A 15,057-nucleotide genomic window follows, 5' to 3' on the forward strand; every position below is an offset into this window, starting at 1 on the left:
TTTCGTGCACCGCAGAATCATCGCGCCGGGCGCACTTGCCGCCGCGTCCCTGATGCTGGCGATCCCGGCGTCGGCCGCGAGCTTCTCCCCCGGCGCGCCCGGTATCGGCGACCCCTACTACCCGGCCTACGGCAACGGCGGATACGACGTCTCCCACTACGACCTGAGACTTCAATACCAGCCCACCACCGACGAGTTGGCGGGTACGGCGACGATCCTGGCGAAGACCACGCAGGATCTGTCGAGCTTCGACCTGGACTTCCTGCTGGACGTCAGCGAGGTGCGGGTCAACGGCGCGGCGGCCTCCTTCACGACCTCGGGCCAGCACGAGCTGGTGGTCACGCCGAAGACACCGCTGGCCAAGGGCACGGTGATCACCGTGGTCGTGCGCTACAGCGGGGTGCCGTCCACGAAGAGCGCGTACGGCTTCTCGACCTGGCACCGCACGCCCGACGGGGCGATCGCGGCGGACGAGCCCGAGTCGGCCTGGTGGTGGTACCCGAGCAACGACCACCCGCTCGACAAGGCGACCTACGACGTGTCGGTGGCGGTGCCGAACGGCACGCAGGTGATCTCCAACGGGCTGCTCCAGTCGACGAGTTCGCAGCGCGGCTGGACCCGCTACAACTGGCGTGAGAACAAGCCACAGGCGACCTACCTCACCACCCTCGCGGTCGGGAAGTTCGACATCACGACGAGCACCTCCGAGGGCGGGGTGCCGGTCGTCAACGCCTACAGCAAGGACCTCGGCGACAACGACGGGGCGGCGCGGGCGAGCGTGGAGCGGACCGGGGAGCTGGTCGACTGGCTGAGCGGCTACTTCGGGCCGTATCCCTTCAGTTCGGCCGGCGGCTACGTGCCCAACACGACCACCGGGTACGCGCTGGAGACCCAGACCCGCGTCTACTACAGCCCCCGGCAGTTCGCGAACGGCTCGAACACGTCGGTCGTGGTGCACGAGTTGGCGCACCAGTGGTACGGCGACAGCGTGTCCCTGAAGGGCTGGAAGGACATCTGGATCAACGAGGGCTTCGCCCGGTACGCGCAGTGGCTGTGGTCCGAGCACGAGGGCGAGGGCACGACCCAGGAACTCGCCGACTACGTGTACGCCTCGCACCCGGCCGACGACGCGTTCTGGACCGTGAAGCCGGGTGACCCCGGTCCGGACGACCAGTTCGCCCTCGCCGTCTACGACCGCGGCGCGCTGGCGATCCAGACGTTGCGCAACGCCGTCGGCGACGACGCGTTCTTCGCGATCCTGAAGGGGTGGCCGAAGGAGCACGCGTACGGCAACGCGTCCGTCGCCGACTTCCAGGCGTTCGCCGAGCGGGTGTCCGGGCAGTCGTTGTCGGCGCTCTTCGACACGTGGCTGTTCCAGCCGACCAAGCCGGGCGCCCCGGCGGCGGGCTCGGCGTCGATCACTCGGTCGGCGCCCCTTGTTCAGCCCAAGTCGTGGAAGAAGATCGCGACGACGAATGATGTGCACGAAGGCGCCCACTGAGGGGTTGCCCGGTTCGGTTGTGTGGGGGCTGCGCGTCCGGTGTGGCTGGTCGCGCAGTTCCCCGCGCCCCTTCACGGCGTGGTCATCGCTGTCCTTTGGTCAGTCCCCGTGGTCGTAGACCGTGACCCGGACCCCGCGCGCGACCAGTCGCTCCGTCACCAGCGGTTCGACGCGTGACCACTTGCCGCCGGCCAGGCCGCAGCCTATGCGGGGCATGTGGACGGACGCGCTCAGCTCCAGGGCCTTGTCGGCCAGCTTGCCGAGAGCCGTGTCGATGGCCTCGTACCGGACCGGGACGCCTTTGCTGCCGGTCCTCGTGCCGCGCTGGCCGACCATGTTGGCCACCCACACATAACGCTCGACCTGGACGAACTGCGCGGCGCCCAGACCGAAGTCGTTCTGTGCGCGGTCGCGGTGCCAGGCCCGGTACGCGGCCTCCGGCTCCGGCCAACGACGGGAGAGGGCCAGGACGAAGCCCTTTCCCCATCCCCCGATGTCGTTGCAGACATGGGCGATCACCTTGACGCCCTTCACCGACGGAACGGTGGCGTCACCCCGTGTGTAGATGATCTCTGCCATGACGTCACCGTACGGCTCGCCACTGACAACGGCCTCGGACGAGCCGGGGTCGCCGTCGAGGTCGCGTAAGAGGTGTCACAGTGGTGGTGAGACAGCGATACTGATACGCATGACGACCGACACCGAGGAGCCGACGCTCACCATCGACGAACTGGCCGCGCGGGCCGGGGTCACGGTTCGTACGGTTCGGTTCTACAGCACCAAGGGGCTGCTGCCGCCGCCGGTGATCGGGCCGCGTCGGGTGGGGCACTACAGCGGGGAGCACCTGGACCGGCTGGCGCTCATCGAGGAGCTGCAGCACCAGGGCATGACGCTGGCGGCCATCGAACGGTATCTGCAGCAGCTGCCGCCGGATCTCACCGCCCAGGACCTCGCCATTCACCGGGCCGTGGTGTCCTCCTGGGCGCCGGAGACGCTGGAGACGCTGAGCCCGGCGGAGCTGCGGGAGCGGGCCGGGCGGGCGTTGAGCGACCATGATGTCGAGCGGCTCGGTGCGATGGGTGTGGTGCGGTCCGAGGAGGGCGGCGGCTATCTCGTCGACGTCGGGCTGCTGCGGCTCGGGGTGCGGTTGCTCGATGTGCCCTTGTCCGAGGAGGCGATCCTCGCCTCGCGCCAGGTGCTGATCGCGCACTCGCGCGCGGCGGCGCACGAGCTGTCGGAGCTGTTCCGCGGGGAGGTCCGGGAGCGGGACGCGCGGGCCGTCAGGTCCCTGTCCGCCCACATGGAGCCGCTGGTGCTGCAGGCGCTGCTCACCACCTTCCAGCGGTCCCTCAAGGAGGAGCTGCACGCCTGGGTCGACGGGTCACAGGAGCGCCGACCCTCCTGAGACGTCGAGCGTCTGCCCGGTCAGGAAGCCGCTGCCCTCGTCCTCGACGCCGGACGGGCCGAAAGGCAAAGGACCAAGGCCCGTACCGGCGTCGAGAAGCGCGCGTGAGCAAGTGTCAAGCGTCCCCGAAACGCTCCCCCTTCTCCGCCTTCTCCACCAGCAGTGCCGGCGGATTGAAGCGCTCGCCGTAGCGGGCCGCCAGTTCACGCGCGCGGGTTACGAAGCCGGTGACGCCACCCTCGTAGCCGTTGATGTACTGGAGGACTCCGCCGGTCCAGCCGGGGAAGCCGATGCCGAAGACGGACCCGATGTTGGCGTCGGCCACCGACGTCAACACGCCCTCCTCCAGGAGCTTTACCGTGTCCAGGGCCTCCGAGAAGAGCATGCGTTCCTGCATGTCCTCGAAGGGGATCTCGTGGCCCGGCTTGGTGAAGTGTTCGCGCAGGCCCGGCCAGAGGCCGACTCGCTTGCCGTCCGCGTCGTAGTCGTAGAAGCCCGCCCCGCCGCTGCGGCCGGTGCGGTCGAACTCGTCGACCATGCGGTCGACAACGGCCTCGGCGGGGTGTGCCGGCCAGGTGCCGCCCGCCTCTTCGACGGCCCGCTTGGACTCCTTGCGGATCTTGCGCGGGAGCGTGAGGGTCAGCTCGTCCACGAGGGAGAGGACCTTGGCCGGGTAGCCGGCCTGGGCCGCCGCCTGTTCGATCGACGCCGGCTCGATGCCCTCGCCGACCATCGCGACGCCCTCGTTGATGAAGTGGCCGATGACCCGGGAGGTGAAGAAGCCTCGGGAGTCGTTCACCACGATCGGGGTCTTGTTGATCTGGCGGACCAGGTCGAAGGCCTGGGCCAACGCCTCGTCGCCCGTCCGTTCGCCCTTGATGATCTCCACCAACGGCATCTTGTCCACCGGCGAGAAGAAGTGCAGGCCGATGAAGTCCGCCTGGCGGTCCACCCCTTCGGCCAGTGCGGTGATCGGGAGCGTGGAGGTGTTGGAGCACAGCAGCGCGTCCGGCTCGACTACGTGCTGGATCTCCTGGAAGACCTTGTGCTTGAGCGCTGTGTCCTCGAAGACCGCCTCGATGACCGCGTCGCAGCCCGCCAGGTCCGCCGGGTCCGCGGTGGGCGTGATGCGGGCCAGGAGCGTGTCCGCCTTCTCCTGGGTCGCACGGCCCCGGGAGACCGCCTTGGCGCACAGTTTCTCGGAGTACGCCTTGCCCTTGGCCGCCGCTTCCGGAGTTACGTCCTTGAGGATCACCTCGATGCCCGCGCGGGCGCACGAATAGGCGATGCCCGCGCCCATCATGCCCGCGCCGAGGACGGCCACCTTGCGGACCTTCCGGGGCTCGATGCCCTTGGGGCGGTTGGCGCCGGAGTTGACGGCCTGGAGGTCGAAGAAGAACGCCTGGATCATGTTCTTCGAGGTCTGTCCCGCGGCCAGTTCGACGAAGTAGCGGGCCTCGATGACCTGCGCGGTCTCGAAGTCGACCTGGGACCCCTCGACGGCGGCCGCGAGGATGGCCCGCGGGGCCGGGTAGGGCGCGCCGTTCGTCTGCTTGCGCAGATTCGCCGGGAAGGCCGGGAGGTTGGCCGCGAACTTCGGGTTGGCGGGGGTGCCGCCCGGGATGCGGTAGCCGGGCTTGTCCCAGGGCTGCTGCGACTCGGGGTGGGCCTCGATGAAGGCGCGGGCCTTGGTGAGGAGCTCGTCGGGGGTGGCGGCCACGTCGTCGATCAGGCCGTTCTGCAGGGCCCGTTGCGGGTTGTACTGGGTACCCTGGAGGAGGACCTTGAGCAGCGCGTCGGCGATGCCGAGCAGACGGACGGTGCGGGCGACGCCGCCGCCTCCGGGGAGCAGGCCGAGGGTGACCTCGGGGCAGCCGATCTTGGTGCCGGGCGCGTCCAGGGCGACCCGGTGGTGGCAGGCGAGCGCGATCTCGTAACCGCCGCCCAGAGCCGCGCCGTTGATCGCGGCGACGACCGGCTTGCCCAGCGTCTCGATGCGGCGCAGGTTGCGCTTGATGGCCAGGCCGCCGTCGAACAGCTCCTGCGCGGTCTCCGGGGTGACCCGGATGAGGTCGCGCAGGTCGCCGCCGGCGAAGAAGGTCTTCTTGGCCGAGGTGAGGATGACGCCGCGGATGGAGTCCTTCTCGGCCTCCAGGCGGTCGGTCACCGCGGCGAGGGACTCGCGGAAGGCCGAGTTCATCGTGTTCGCGGACTGGTTCGGGTCGTCGAGGACGAGCGTGACGACACCGCTGCGGTCCTGTTCCCAGCGGATGGTGGTGCTCTGTGTCATGACAGGGTCTCCGTAGAAGCCGTTGAGGTCGTGTGGTCCGCCGATTCCGCCGGGAATCAGATGCGTTCGACGATCGTGGCGATGCCCATGCCGCCGCCCACGCACAGCGTGGCGAGGCCGTACCGCTTGTCCTGGCGCTCCAGTTCGTCGACGAGGGTGCCCAGCAGCATCGCGCCGGTCGCGCCGAGCGGGTGGCCCAGGGAGATCGCGCCGCCGTTGACGTTGACCTTGTCCAGGGAGATGCCCATGTCCTTGGCGAAGCGCAGGACGACCGCGGCGAAGGCCTCGTTCATCTCGAAGAGGTCGATGTCGTCGACGGTCAGGCCCGCCTTGGCGAGCGCCTTGCGGCTGGCGGGGGCGGGACCCGTGAGCATGATGGTGGGCTCGGAGCCGGAGACGGCGGCGGAGACGATCCGCGCGCGCGGGGTGAGCCCGTAGCGGTCGCCGACCTCCTTGGTGCCGATGGCGACCAGGGCGGCGCCGTCGACGATGCCGGAGGAGTTGCCCGCGTGGTGGACGTGGTCGATCTTCTCGACCCAGTGGTACTTCTGCAGGGCCACCGCGTCGAAGCCGCCCAGGTCGCCGATGTCCGCGAAGGACGGCTTCAGTTTGGCGAGGGAGTCGGCCGTGGTGCCGGGGCGCATGTGCTCGTCGTGGTCGAGGACGACGAGCCCGCTGCGGTCCTTGACGGGCACGAGGGACCGCTCGAAGCGGCCCTCCTTCCAGGCGGTGGCCGCCCGCTCCTGGGACAGCGCCGCGTACTCGTCGACGTCACGCCGCGTGAAGCCCTCGATGGTGGCGATGAGGTCGGCGCCGATGCCCTGCGGCACGAAGTTGACGGCCAGGTTGGTCATCGGGTCGTTGAACCAGGCGCCCCCGTCGGAGGCCATCGGCACCCGCGACATGGACTCGACGCCGCCCGCCAGGACGAGGTCCTCGAAGCCCGAACGGACCTTGGCGGCGGCCATGTTGACGGCTTCCAGGCCCGAGGCACAGAAGCGGTTCTCCTGGACGCCCGCGACCGTGTCCGGCAGTCCGGCGGCGATCGCGGCGATGCGGGCGATGTCGGAGCCCTGGTCGCCGACCGGGCCGACGACGCCCAGCACGATGTCGTCGATCGCGGCCGGGTCCAGGCCCGGGAAGCGGTCGCGGATCTCGTGGATGAGTCCGACGACCAGGTCGATGGGCTTGGTGCCGTGCAGGGCGCCGTTCGCCTTGCCTCGGCCGCGCGGGGTGCGGATCGCGTCGTACACGTACGCTTCGGTGGTCACGGGGAAGCCTTTCAATGAGGGTCAGCCCAGCAGGGAACGGCCGATGATCTCTTTCATGATCTCGGTCGTGCCGCCGTAGATGGTCTGGATGCGGCCGTCGGTGAACGCCCGGGCCACGGGGTACTCGGTCATGTAGCCGTAGCCGCCGTGCAGTTGGAGGCAGCGGTCGGCGACCCGCTTCTGCAGCTCGGTCGCCCACCACTTGGCCATGGAGGCGTGCACGGCGTCGAGCGTGCCGCTGTCGTGCTCCTCGATGCAGCGGTCGAGGAAGGCGCGGGTGACGGCGCACTCGGTGGCCATCTCGGCTATCTCGAACCGGATGTGCTGCTTGGTGGCGAGCGGCCGGCCGAAGGCCTCGCGCTCCTTGACGTAGTCGGTGGTGATCTCCAGGACGTGCTCGGCCGCGGCGATCGCGGCGACGCCGATGTGCAGGCGCTCCTGGGCGAGGTTGGTCATCAGATGCACGAACGCGCCGTTGAGCTCGCCCAGCAGGTTCTCCTTCGGGACGCGTACGTCGGTGAAGAACAACTCGGCGGTGTCCTGCGCCTTCTGGCCGATCTTGTCGAGGTTGCGACCGCGCTCGAAGCCGGCCGTGTCCCGCTCGACGACCAGCAGCGACAGCCCGTGCGCACCGCCCTCCGGCGTGGTCCTGGCGACCACGATCACGAGGTCGGCCAGGATCCCGTTGGAGATGAACGTCTTGGAGCCGTTGAGCAGCCAGTGGTCGCCCTTGTCCTCGGCGTGCGTCCGGATGCCCTGGAGGTCGGATCCCGCGCCGGGTTCGGTCATGGCGATGGCCGTGATCAGCGAGCCGTCGCAGAAGCCGGGCAGCCAGCGGCGCTTCTGCTCCTCGGTGGCGAGGCCGGTGAGGTAGGGGCCGATGATGTCGTTGTGGAGGCCGATGGCGAGCCCGGGTGCGCCCGCGCGCGTGAACTCCTCGGCGAGTACGGCGCTGTAACGGAAGTCGCGGGTGCCGCCGCCCCCGTACTCCTCGGGCACGGCGAGCCCGAGCAACCCCTGTTTGCCGGCCGCGCGCCAGGCCTCGCGCGCGACGATGCCGTCCTTCTCCCACTGCTCGTAGTACGGCAGCACCTCCCTGGCCAGGAAGGCCCGTACGGTCTCACGGAACGCGTCGTGCTCGGGGGCGAAGATCCGGCGCTTCATGGCAGGTCCTTGGTGAGGCGGGGCACGTCCCAGTCGCGCGCCACCTCGGTCGTGTCCGCGCCCGGTCGGGCGGGACCGGTGCGGACGGTCGTGGGGGTCGCGGAGAAGCGGGGCGCGGGGGCGGGCTGGGTGATGCCGCCGTGGTCGGTGAAGGTGCCGCGGGCGGCGAGGTGCGGGTGGTGCGGGGCCTCGCCGAGCGACAGTACGGGCGCCACGCACGCGTCCGTGCCCTCGAAGACGGCCGTCCACTCCTCGCGTGTACGGCTGCGGAAGCGCGCGGCGACGGCCTCGCGCAGCTCGCCCCAACGGGCCCAGTCCTTGCGGGCGTCGGCCTGGTCGGGGATCCCGAGGAGGGTCACGAACTCCGCGTAGAACTGCGGCTCCAGGGCTCCCACCGCCATGTACTTCCCGTCGGCGGTCTCGTACGTGCCGTAGTACGGGCAGCCGCCGTCCAGGAGGTTGGCGCCGCGCCGGTCCTGCCAGCCGCCCGCCGCGACCATGCCGTGGATCATCGCCGCCAGGTGGGAGGCGCCGTCGACGATCGCGGCGTCCACGACCTGGCCGGCGCCGCTCACGCGCGCGTGGTGGAGGGCGGCGAGGACTCCGACGACGAGGTAGAGCGAGCCGCCCCCGTAGTCGCCGAGGAGGTTGGCGGGGGCGGCCGGCGGCCGGTCCGGGTCGCCGATCATGCCGAGGGTGCCGGTGACGGCCAGGTAGGCGATGTCGTGTCCGGCGCGGTGGGCGAGGGGGCCGTCCTGCCCCCAGCCGGTCATGCGGCCGTAGACCAGGCGCGGGTTGCGGGCGTGGCAGGCCTCGGGTCCGACGCCGACGCGCTCGGCTACGCCGGGGCGGAGGCCCTCGATGAGGATGTCGGCGCGTTCGGCGAGGTCGAGGACGCGGGTCGGGCCGTCCGGGGACTTCAGGTCGACGATCACCGAGCGCTTGTTGCGGTTGGTGACGTCGTAGTCCGGGTTGATCCCCAGTCCCACGCCGCCGGGTCGGTCCACGCGCACGACGTCTGCGCCCAGGTCGGCCAGGAGCATGGCGGCGAAGGGCGCGGGCCCGATCCCGGCCAGCTCGACCACGCGCACGCCGACGAGCGGTCCCTGTCCTGGCGTCGTCGCCATCCGGCCCCCAGAGGTGTGACACAACTGATGTAACACCAACGATGTTAAGAACACGTTCCATCGAGCACAAGCCCGAACGAGCAAGCGCTTAGCCAATTATCGGCGCACGTCCCACCGATCCGGTACCGGTCAGGCGACCGGTATCCGGCTCACGGCTCAACGCTCGACCGGCTCCGACATCAGCCGCTCTCGTCCAGTTCAGCCGTCAGCCGCTTCGGCGCGATCGCGCGGTAGCTCTCCTCCACCCAGTCGCACAGCAGCTCGGCGGCCGGCGCGCCCTTCTCCGCCAGCGGCACCCGCACCCAGCCCGCCTTGCCGAGGCCGTAGCCCGCCGGCTCGGCGCCCGGGGAGGTCAGGGCGTGGGCGTGCGCCTCCTCGTCCTTGAGCTTCACGGTGAGCGCCAGGGGATAGCTGCCGTCGTCGACGCCGAGGAAGACGAACACCTTCTTGTTGACCTTCGCGACGCTCTCGCCCCAGGGGAACTCCTCGACGGCACCGGGCAGCCCGAGGGCGAACTCGCGCACTTTCTCCCACTTCTTCAGGGCGTTCCTGTCCACCGCCACCGGCACACCTCCGGGCTCGTCTTCGGGCTCCGCACCCTTCACGCTAGCCTCGGCCACCGACAACGGCGCGCGCCGCGGACCGAGGGGTGTCATGAGCAGGCTGAACAGGACGGACCGTCCGTACGACATCGTTCTCTTCGGAGCCACCGGCTTCGTCGGAACGCTGACCGCGGAGTACCTCGCCGCGCACGCGCCCGAGGATCTGCGCTGGGCGATCGCGGGCCGCGACGAAGGGAAGCTGGAGCGGCTGCGCGAGCGGCTGCCCGGCGGCGGGAAGGTCGGGGTGCTGCGCGCGGACGTCGCGGATCCGGCCTCGCTGCGCCAACTCGCCGAGCACGCGCGCGTGGTGGCGACGACGGTGGGGCCGTACGTGCTGCACGGTCAGGACCTGGTGGCCGCGTGCGCGGACAGCGGCGCGGACTATCTCGACCTCAGTGGTGAGCCCGAGTTCGTGGACCTCACGTATGTCCGGCACGACGCACGCGCGCGTGAGACCGGTGCCCGGCTGGTGCACGCCTGCGGTTTCGACTCGGTGCCGCACGACCTGGGCGCGTACTTCACGGTCCGGCAGCTGCCGGAGGGGGTGCCGCTGACGGTCGACGGGTACGTGACGGCGGACGCCATGTTCTCGGGCGGCACGTTCGCCTCGGCGCTCAACCAGTTCGCGCGCTGGCGGCCCATGCTGACCGCCGAGCGCGACCGCAAACGGCACGAGCCGCGGCTGGTGGGGCGTCGGGCGCTGGCGCCGATGGGAGCACCGCGGTTCGCGAAGGAGGTCGGCGCGTGGGCGCTGCCGCTGCCGACGATCGACCCGCAGATCGTGCGCCGGTCGGCGCGGGCACTGGAGCGCTACGGCCCCGACTTCCGCTACCGGCACTACGCGGCCGCCCGGTATCTGCCCGTCGCGGTGGGCGGGATCGCGCTCACCGGCGGGATCTTCGCCGCGGCCCAACTACCCGTTGCCCGGCGCTGGTTGTCCGACCGGTTCAAGCCGGGGGACGGGCCGGGTCCGGAGAAGCGGGCGAAGAGCTGGTTCACGGTGCGCTTCGTCGGCGAAGGTGGCGGCCGGCGAGTGTTCACGGAGGTCGCGGGCGGCGACCCGGGCTACGGCGAGACGGCGAAGATGTTCGCCGAGTCCGCGCTGTCCCTCGCGTTTGACGACCTTCCGCCGACGGCGGGTCAGGTCACCACGGCCGTCGCGATGGGTGACGCGCTGACCGAGCGGCTGCGCGCGGCCGGGCTCACGTTCCGGGTGGTGGCGAGCTGGTGATCCGGCCCACTGGAGCTTCGCGAAGGCCGGCGGCCGATCCCTAGAGCGTCCACCCGGCGACCGTGTAGATCATCCCGCCGATCCAGCCGACGCCCGCCAGCACGGCGAGGACCAGCGCGAGGTTCACGACCCGCTCGACGGGACGGTTCGGGTCCGCGAGCGGCTTCGGGTCGCGGCGGCTCGTCATACGGCGGGTCGTCATGCGGTGCGTCGTCATGGCGCACAGCCTGCCGACCGGGCGGGTGCGTCCACATCCGTACAGATACTCAGTCCGGGTACTCAGTTCACGCCCGCCCCGTACCCGACTCCCGCCGCCTCACCCGCTTTCCGTCGCCGCCCGCAGGGCGCTGCGGCACAGGGCATCCGCCCTGCGGGTCGTCTCCGGGAGGCGGAACGCGGGGGTCAGGGCGAGTACGTGCGCGCAGGCGTTGTCGAGGCCCGTGCGGTGGCCGACGGAGACGAAGACCGGCTTGACGGCGTCCCTGGTGCGCACGGCGCGGCCGACCTCCTCGGTGCCCGCGAGGAGCGGGGACGTGCTCCCCCGCGGGGCGCCGGGTTCGTCGTACGCGAAGGTGAACGGGTTCTTGGCGACGCCGATCGTGGGCAGGCCGGTGAGCACCCCGAGGTGGCTGGCGAGGCCGAAGCGGCGCGGGTGGGCGCGGCCGTAGCCGTCGCAGACGACCAGTCCCGGCGGGCACGGCAGCGCGTCGAGGGCGGCCAGGACGGTGGGGATCTCGCGGAAGGCCAGCAGGCCGGGGACGTACGGGAAGGAGATCCGGCCGACGGCGGTGGCCTCGGCGACGACGTCCAGGGTGGCCGCGTCCAGGACGACGGCCGCGGCCGCGACGACGTCCCGTTCGTCGTCGTAGGCCACGTCGACGCCGGTCACCACTCCGCTTCCGGGTGGTGGTCCGGGTTCGTCGAGCACTACCCGCGCGCGCAGTTCGTCCTGGACATCGCGGGCCTGCTCCTCGGTCGCGGGCCAGCCCGCGGGGATGCGTACGGTCGTCATGGTGGGGACGAGCGTACGGTTCCCGGCCGGACCGGCCCGCGGTCAGGTCGGACCTCGCGACCGGTCACTCGCGTTCCCCGCGGACGCGTCACCTCTCCAGGCGGGCCACCCGGCCCTGTTCGCCGGCGGCCCAGCAGGCCCGGTCGGCGGTGCAGTCCACGGTGTCGTAGGAGCCCGTGTCGACGGTGCGCCAGGTGCGGCCGCCGTCGCTGGTCAGGTCGGTGCCGGTGGGGCCGACGGCGAGGGCGGTGGTGCGGCTGTGCGGGAGCCAGGCGACGCCGGAGCGGTAGGCGGGCGGCGGCTGGGTGGCGGGCCGCCAGGTGCGGCCGGCGTCGGTGGTGCGGGCGGCGGCCTGCGGAGAGGTCCGGTCGGCGCGGTAGTCGCCGCCGACCGCGAGGCCGTGGGTGCGGTCGCGGAAGGCGAGCGCGAAGACGCCCTTGGCCGGGTCGCCCGCCGGGATCGGTGTGTCGGTGGCCGTCCAGTGCACTCCGCGGTCCGCGGAGTGCAGCACGCGCGCGTGGGCGCCGCCTCCGGTGGCGAGCCACACGTCCGACGGACCCGAGGAGACCAGGCACTGCCCGCTGGCGGCGAACCCGGCCTCACCGGTCAGGGCGGCGGGCATACCGGCGTTCGGGAGCACCTTCCAGGAGCGGCCGCCGTCGCCGGTCGACAGGATGCGGAACTTCCCGTCCACCGGGTCGCTCATGGCGAGGCCGTGGCGGCTGTCGAAGAAGGTCAGGCAGTCGTAGAAGGCGGCGGCGTCGGTGTTGCGGAAGGACTCCGTCCAGGTCCGGCCCGCGTCCTCGGTGCGGTAGACGCGGGAGGCCTCGCCCTCGCCGATGGCCAGCACCACGGCGCGCCGCGCGTCGAACGCCTCGATGTCCCGGAACTGCAGGTCGGTCGCGCCCGGCGGCGAGACGTTCCGCCACTTCTTGCCGCCATCCGTGGTCCGCAGCACGGTGCCCGCGGTGCCGGCCACCCACGCGGTGTCGCGCTCGACGGCCGCGAGGCCACGGAAGCGCACGTCGGCGGCCCCGGTGTCCTTGAGCTCCCAGTGCGGCGCCCGGTGCTGTGGCTCGTGCGCCTGCGCCGGTACGGCGGTCAGGGCGGCCAGTGCCGCCGCGCTCACCGCCCCCGCGGCCACCGTGCGAACCGTACGTCTCATGCGTCGCGTCTTCCCCATGGGCCTCATGGCGGGCGAAGCTAGCCGACGGGAAGGGTGCCGTCCAGATGGCCGCGTCCGCTCCGGCACACCGTCCCCGGGCCCACCGCAAGGGCCCGTGCTGACCGGCGGGCCGACTATTTCACTTCCGTGAATGAAAGCGGTGACGGAGGTCACTAGCAATTCGTGTGCACTGATTGACCGATTCCGACGTCTCTTCCATTGGCCGGCCTTATCCGTCGACCCCACCGTCCAGCCGTCACGAGGGAGCAAGGCGTTGATCACCGTCATCGAGCAGCCCGTGGAGGCCCGCCTCGTCGCGGCCGCTCCGCGCATGCCGAGCATCCCGGCCAAGCTGCACTACGACCGCCGCGATCCGTTCGCGATCCGTATGACCTTCCCGGCCCCGGCCACCCTGGAGGGCGTGGAGGTCTGCTGGACCTTCGCGCGCGAACTCCTCGCGGCCGGCCTGCACAGCGCCGAGGGCACCGGAGACGTCCGGGTGCGGCCGTACGGGTACGACCGCACCGTCCTGGAGTTCCACGCCCCCGAGGGCACCGCCGTGGTGCACGTCCACTCGGAGCAGATACGCCGGTTCCTCCAGGCCACCAGCGACCTGGTGCCCGTGGGCTTCGAACACCTCCACCTCGACCTCGACCGCGACCTGGCCGAGCTCATGCGGGACGCCTGCTAACGCACGGCGCCCAGCAACGCGTTGAGCTCGCCGTAGTCCAGCGCGTCCGTCAGCGCGTCGTACGTCCCCGTGTCCAGCAGCTCCCGCGCGGCACGGCGGACCAAGGCGTGCGCGGCCTGCGCGAGCCCTGAACCGGCGCTCACGCGCGCGACACCGAGCGCGGCCAGCTCGGCGACCGGCGCCGCGCCCGGATGCACCATCACGTTCAGCGGCCCCTCGATTCCGTCGGCGAGGAGCTTGACCGTCCCCGGCTCGACGGCCCCGGGGACGAAGATCCCGTCGGCGCCCGCCGCGAGGAAGGCGGCGGCCCGCTCCAGGGTGACGTCCACTTCCCCATCACCGCGCAGGAACGTGTCGATACGGGCGTTCACGAACAGCGGCACGCCCGCCGAGTCGGCCGCCGCACGCGCGGCGGCGATGCGCTCGGCCTGTTCGGCCACCGGCCGCAGCGGCCCCGCCCCGGCCGCGTACAGCGCGTCCTCGATGTTCACGCCGGCCGCCCCGGCCGCGATCACCGCGCGGATGGTGTCGGCCACCCCGGCCGCGTCCTGCGCGTATCCGCTCTCGATGTCCGCGCTGACGGGCACGTCCACCGAGGCGACGATGCGCGCGACGGCGCCGAGGGCCGCCTCGCGGTCGAGCCGGTCGCCGTCCGCCGCGCCCAGCGCCCAGGCGAGCCCGGCGCTGGTGGTCGCGACGGCCGCGGCACCGGCGTCCTCGACGATGCGGGCGCTCGCGGTGTCCCAGGCGTTGGGCAGGACGAGCGGATCGCCCGGGACGTGCAGCGAGCGGAAGGCGAGAGCGCGGTCACGGAGGGGGTTCTCGGTCGTCATGCCGCCCAGCCAAGCAGCCGCGGCGGGGTGGAGGCTGGCAGGAATCCGACATGTACGTGACCCTCGCGAGGACGGTCGGGAGACCGCGCGAAAGGCGCCTACTCCCCCGCCTCCGCGGGCACGGGCGTCAGCGCCGTACGCACCTCGTCGATCACCTTCCGCAGCCCGGGCACGCCCGTTCCGACATGCGCGACCAGCTGCTCGACGCGCTCCGGGTCCTTGACCGGGGTCGGAGTGCCCAGCTCGGCCGCGGCGGCCAGGACGGCGGCGGTCGCGTCCCGCTCCGGTACCTCCGCGACGGGGACCGGCCCGTCCAGGACCTCCTGGATCTCGGCGCGCAGCGCGGCCACGTCGGCGGCCCGCTCCAGCTTGTGCTCCACGCCCGGGAAGACGCCGAGGACCCGCTTCCGCTCGGTGCGCAGATAGCCCTCGGCGGTCAGCTGCTCCCGCAGGGCGTCCGCCGTCTCGCGCGCGTGCAGCGTGACCCACGACCGCCAGCCGTGCGGCCGGGACTCGCGGATCAGTTCCAGGAGCTCGTCGAGGGGACCGTCCCCGGTCAGGGCGTCCATGTCGACGGGCGTGACGATGTCGTCCTCGTCGACGAGGAGACCGCGCCGGGCCAGTTCCACCAGAGCGCCGGCGCGGGCCTGCGGGGCGGCGCCGGAACCCTCGCCCGTCTCCGTGTCCCAGGCGACCAGGTAGAGCAGGGCGGGGAGCGAGAGCGAACCGTCGGACACGGGGTCTCCTTCAGGGGGCGATCGAGGC

At 71.6% G+C, this 15,057-nt stretch carries 15 protein-coding genes; 4 read left to right on the plus strand and 11 right to left on the minus strand.

The window, feature by feature from the left end:
• Positions 1–4 precede the first annotated feature (4 nt).
• A complete protein-coding gene (locus ACIQI8_RS05125; protein WP_402345060.1) occupies positions 5–1,501 on the plus strand; it encodes a M1 family metallopeptidase in 1,497 nt (498 codons plus the stop codon).
• Positions 1,502–1,600: 99 nt separating this feature from the next.
• Here ACIQI8_RS05125 and ACIQI8_RS05130 read toward each other — a convergent pair whose 3' ends face one another.
• Positions 1,601–2,080 carry a macro domain-containing protein gene (locus tag ACIQI8_RS05130; protein ID WP_402345062.1) on the minus strand — a complete coding sequence of 160 codons (480 nt, stop codon included), beginning with the start codon at positions 2,078–2,080 and terminating at the stop codon, positions 1,601–1,603.
• A gap of 109 nt (positions 2,081–2,189) precedes the next feature.
• On the opposite strand from ACIQI8_RS05130, the gene ACIQI8_RS05135 reads away from it, so the two are divergent.
• Positions 2,190–2,906, plus strand: coding sequence for a MerR family transcriptional regulator (locus tag ACIQI8_RS05135; protein ID WP_402345063.1), 717 nt, complete (start codon positions 2,190–2,192; stop codon positions 2,904–2,906).
• A gap of 115 nt (positions 2,907–3,021) precedes the next feature.
• Here the strand turns inward: ACIQI8_RS05135 and ACIQI8_RS05140 are convergent, their stop codons facing one another.
• From ACIQI8_RS05140 to ACIQI8_RS05160, 5 genes are all read right to left on the minus strand, one after another.
• Complete coding sequence (locus tag ACIQI8_RS05140; protein WP_402345065.1) at positions 3,022–5,196, minus strand: 3-hydroxyacyl-CoA dehydrogenase NAD-binding domain-containing protein; 2,175 nt, start codon at positions 5,194–5,196, stop codon at positions 3,022–3,024.
• Positions 5,197–5,252: 56 nt separating this feature from the next.
• Positions 5,253–6,467, minus strand: coding sequence for an acetyl-CoA C-acetyltransferase (locus tag ACIQI8_RS05145; protein WP_402345067.1), 1,215 nt, complete (start codon positions 6,465–6,467; stop codon positions 5,253–5,255).
• Between the two features lie 21 nt (positions 6,468–6,488).
• Positions 6,489–7,631: an acyl-CoA dehydrogenase family protein gene (locus ACIQI8_RS05150; RefSeq protein ID WP_402345069.1), complete on the minus strand. Its 1,143-nt coding sequence runs from the start codon at positions 7,629–7,631 to the stop codon at positions 6,489–6,491.
• On the minus strand, positions 7,628–8,758 hold the full coding sequence (locus tag ACIQI8_RS05155; protein ID WP_402345071.1) for a CaiB/BaiF CoA transferase family protein: 1,131 nt from the start codon (positions 8,756–8,758) through the stop codon (positions 7,628–7,630). The genes ACIQI8_RS05150 and ACIQI8_RS05155 overlap by 4 nt, the downstream gene beginning before the upstream one ends.
• A 179-nt stretch (positions 8,759–8,937) precedes the next feature.
• Positions 8,938–9,321, minus strand: a complete 384-nt coding sequence (locus ACIQI8_RS05160; protein ID WP_402345073.1) for an MmcQ/YjbR family DNA-binding protein — start codon at positions 9,319–9,321, stop codon at positions 8,938–8,940.
• A gap of 91 nt (positions 9,322–9,412) precedes the next feature.
• Between ACIQI8_RS05160 and ACIQI8_RS05165 the strand changes: the two genes are divergently transcribed.
• Complete coding sequence (locus ACIQI8_RS05165; RefSeq protein WP_402345075.1) at positions 9,413–10,591, plus strand: saccharopine dehydrogenase family protein; 1,179 nt, start codon at positions 9,413–9,415, stop codon at positions 10,589–10,591.
• A gap of 40 nt (positions 10,592–10,631) precedes the next feature.
• Here the strand turns inward: ACIQI8_RS05165 and mmpA are convergent, their stop codons facing one another.
• The 3 genes from mmpA to ACIQI8_RS05180 form a co-directional block, all read right to left on the minus strand.
• Positions 10,632–10,778, minus strand: coding sequence for a morphogenic membrane protein MmpA (gene mmpA, locus ACIQI8_RS05170; RefSeq protein WP_402346690.1), 147 nt, complete (start codon positions 10,776–10,778; stop codon positions 10,632–10,634).
• Between the two features lie 129 nt (positions 10,779–10,907).
• The gene (locus tag ACIQI8_RS05175; protein ID WP_402345077.1) at positions 10,908–11,603 is read right to left on the minus strand and encodes an endonuclease V; all 696 of its coding nucleotides are present in this window, start codon (positions 11,601–11,603) and stop codon (positions 10,908–10,910) included.
• 88 nt (positions 11,604–11,691) lie between these two features.
• A complete protein-coding gene (locus ACIQI8_RS05180; protein WP_402345079.1) occupies positions 11,692–12,768 on the minus strand; it encodes a WD40/YVTN/BNR-like repeat-containing protein in 1,077 nt (358 codons plus the stop codon).
• A gap of 274 nt (positions 12,769–13,042) precedes the next feature.
• Here ACIQI8_RS05180 and ACIQI8_RS05185 point away from each other — a divergent pair, with 274 nt between their 5' ends.
• On the plus strand, positions 13,043–13,459 hold the full coding sequence (locus ACIQI8_RS05185) for an SsgA family sporulation/cell division regulator (protein WP_402345080.1): 417 nt from the start codon (positions 13,043–13,045) through the stop codon (positions 13,457–13,459).
• Here ACIQI8_RS05185 and ACIQI8_RS05190 read toward each other — a convergent pair.
• A complete protein-coding gene (locus ACIQI8_RS05190; RefSeq protein WP_402345082.1) occupies positions 13,456–14,292 on the minus strand; it encodes an isocitrate lyase/phosphoenolpyruvate mutase family protein in 837 nt (278 codons plus the stop codon). The two genes, ACIQI8_RS05185 and ACIQI8_RS05190, sit on opposite strands and share 4 nt — an antisense overlap.
• Positions 14,293–14,390: 98 nt before the next feature.
• A complete protein-coding gene (locus ACIQI8_RS05195; RefSeq protein ID WP_402345084.1) occupies positions 14,391–15,029 on the minus strand; it encodes a GPP34 family phosphoprotein in 639 nt (212 codons plus the stop codon).
• Between the last annotated feature and the right edge of the window lie 28 nt (positions 15,030–15,057).

The organism is Streptomyces sp. NPDC092369 (assembly GCF_044755245.1).
Taxonomy (GTDB): Bacteria; Actinomycetota; Actinomycetes; order Streptomycetales; family Streptomycetaceae; genus Streptomyces.

Excerpts from the sequence above, each read along its gene's own strand:
- ACIQI8_RS05155 (WP_402345071.1), bottom strand. The coding sequence starts at position 8,758 with ATGGCGACGACGCCAGGACAGGGACCGCTCGTCGGCGTGCGCGTGGTC.
- ACIQI8_RS05165 (WP_402345075.1), top strand. The coding sequence starts at position 9,413 with ATGAGCAGGCTGAACAGGACGGACCGTCCGTACGACATCGTTCTCTTC.
- ACIQI8_RS05180 (WP_402345079.1), bottom strand. The coding sequence starts at position 12,768 with ATGAGACGTACGGTTCGCACGGTGGCCGCGGGGGCGGTGAGCGCGGCG.
- ACIQI8_RS05135 (WP_402345063.1), top strand. The coding sequence starts at position 2,190 with ATGACGACCGACACCGAGGAGCCGACGCTCACCATCGACGAACTGGCC.
- ACIQI8_RS05140 (WP_402345065.1), bottom strand. The coding sequence starts at position 5,196 with ATGACACAGAGCACCACCATCCGCTGGGAACAGGACCGCAGCGGTGTC.
- ACIQI8_RS05150 (WP_402345069.1), bottom strand. The coding sequence starts at position 7,631 with ATGAAGCGCCGGATCTTCGCCCCCGAGCACGACGCGTTCCGTGAGACC.
- ACIQI8_RS05190 (WP_402345082.1), bottom strand. The coding sequence starts at position 14,292 with ATGACGACCGAGAACCCCCTCCGTGACCGCGCTCTCGCCTTCCGCTCG.
- mmpA (WP_402346690.1), bottom strand. The coding sequence starts at position 10,778 with ATGACGAGCCGCCGCGACCCGAAGCCGCTCGCGGACCCGAACCGTCCC.
- ACIQI8_RS05175 (WP_402345077.1), bottom strand. The coding sequence starts at position 11,603 with ATGACGACCGTACGCATCCCCGCGGGCTGGCCCGCGACCGAGGAGCAG.
- ACIQI8_RS05130 (WP_402345062.1), bottom strand. The coding sequence starts at position 2,080 with ATGGCAGAGATCATCTACACACGGGGTGACGCCACCGTTCCGTCGGTG.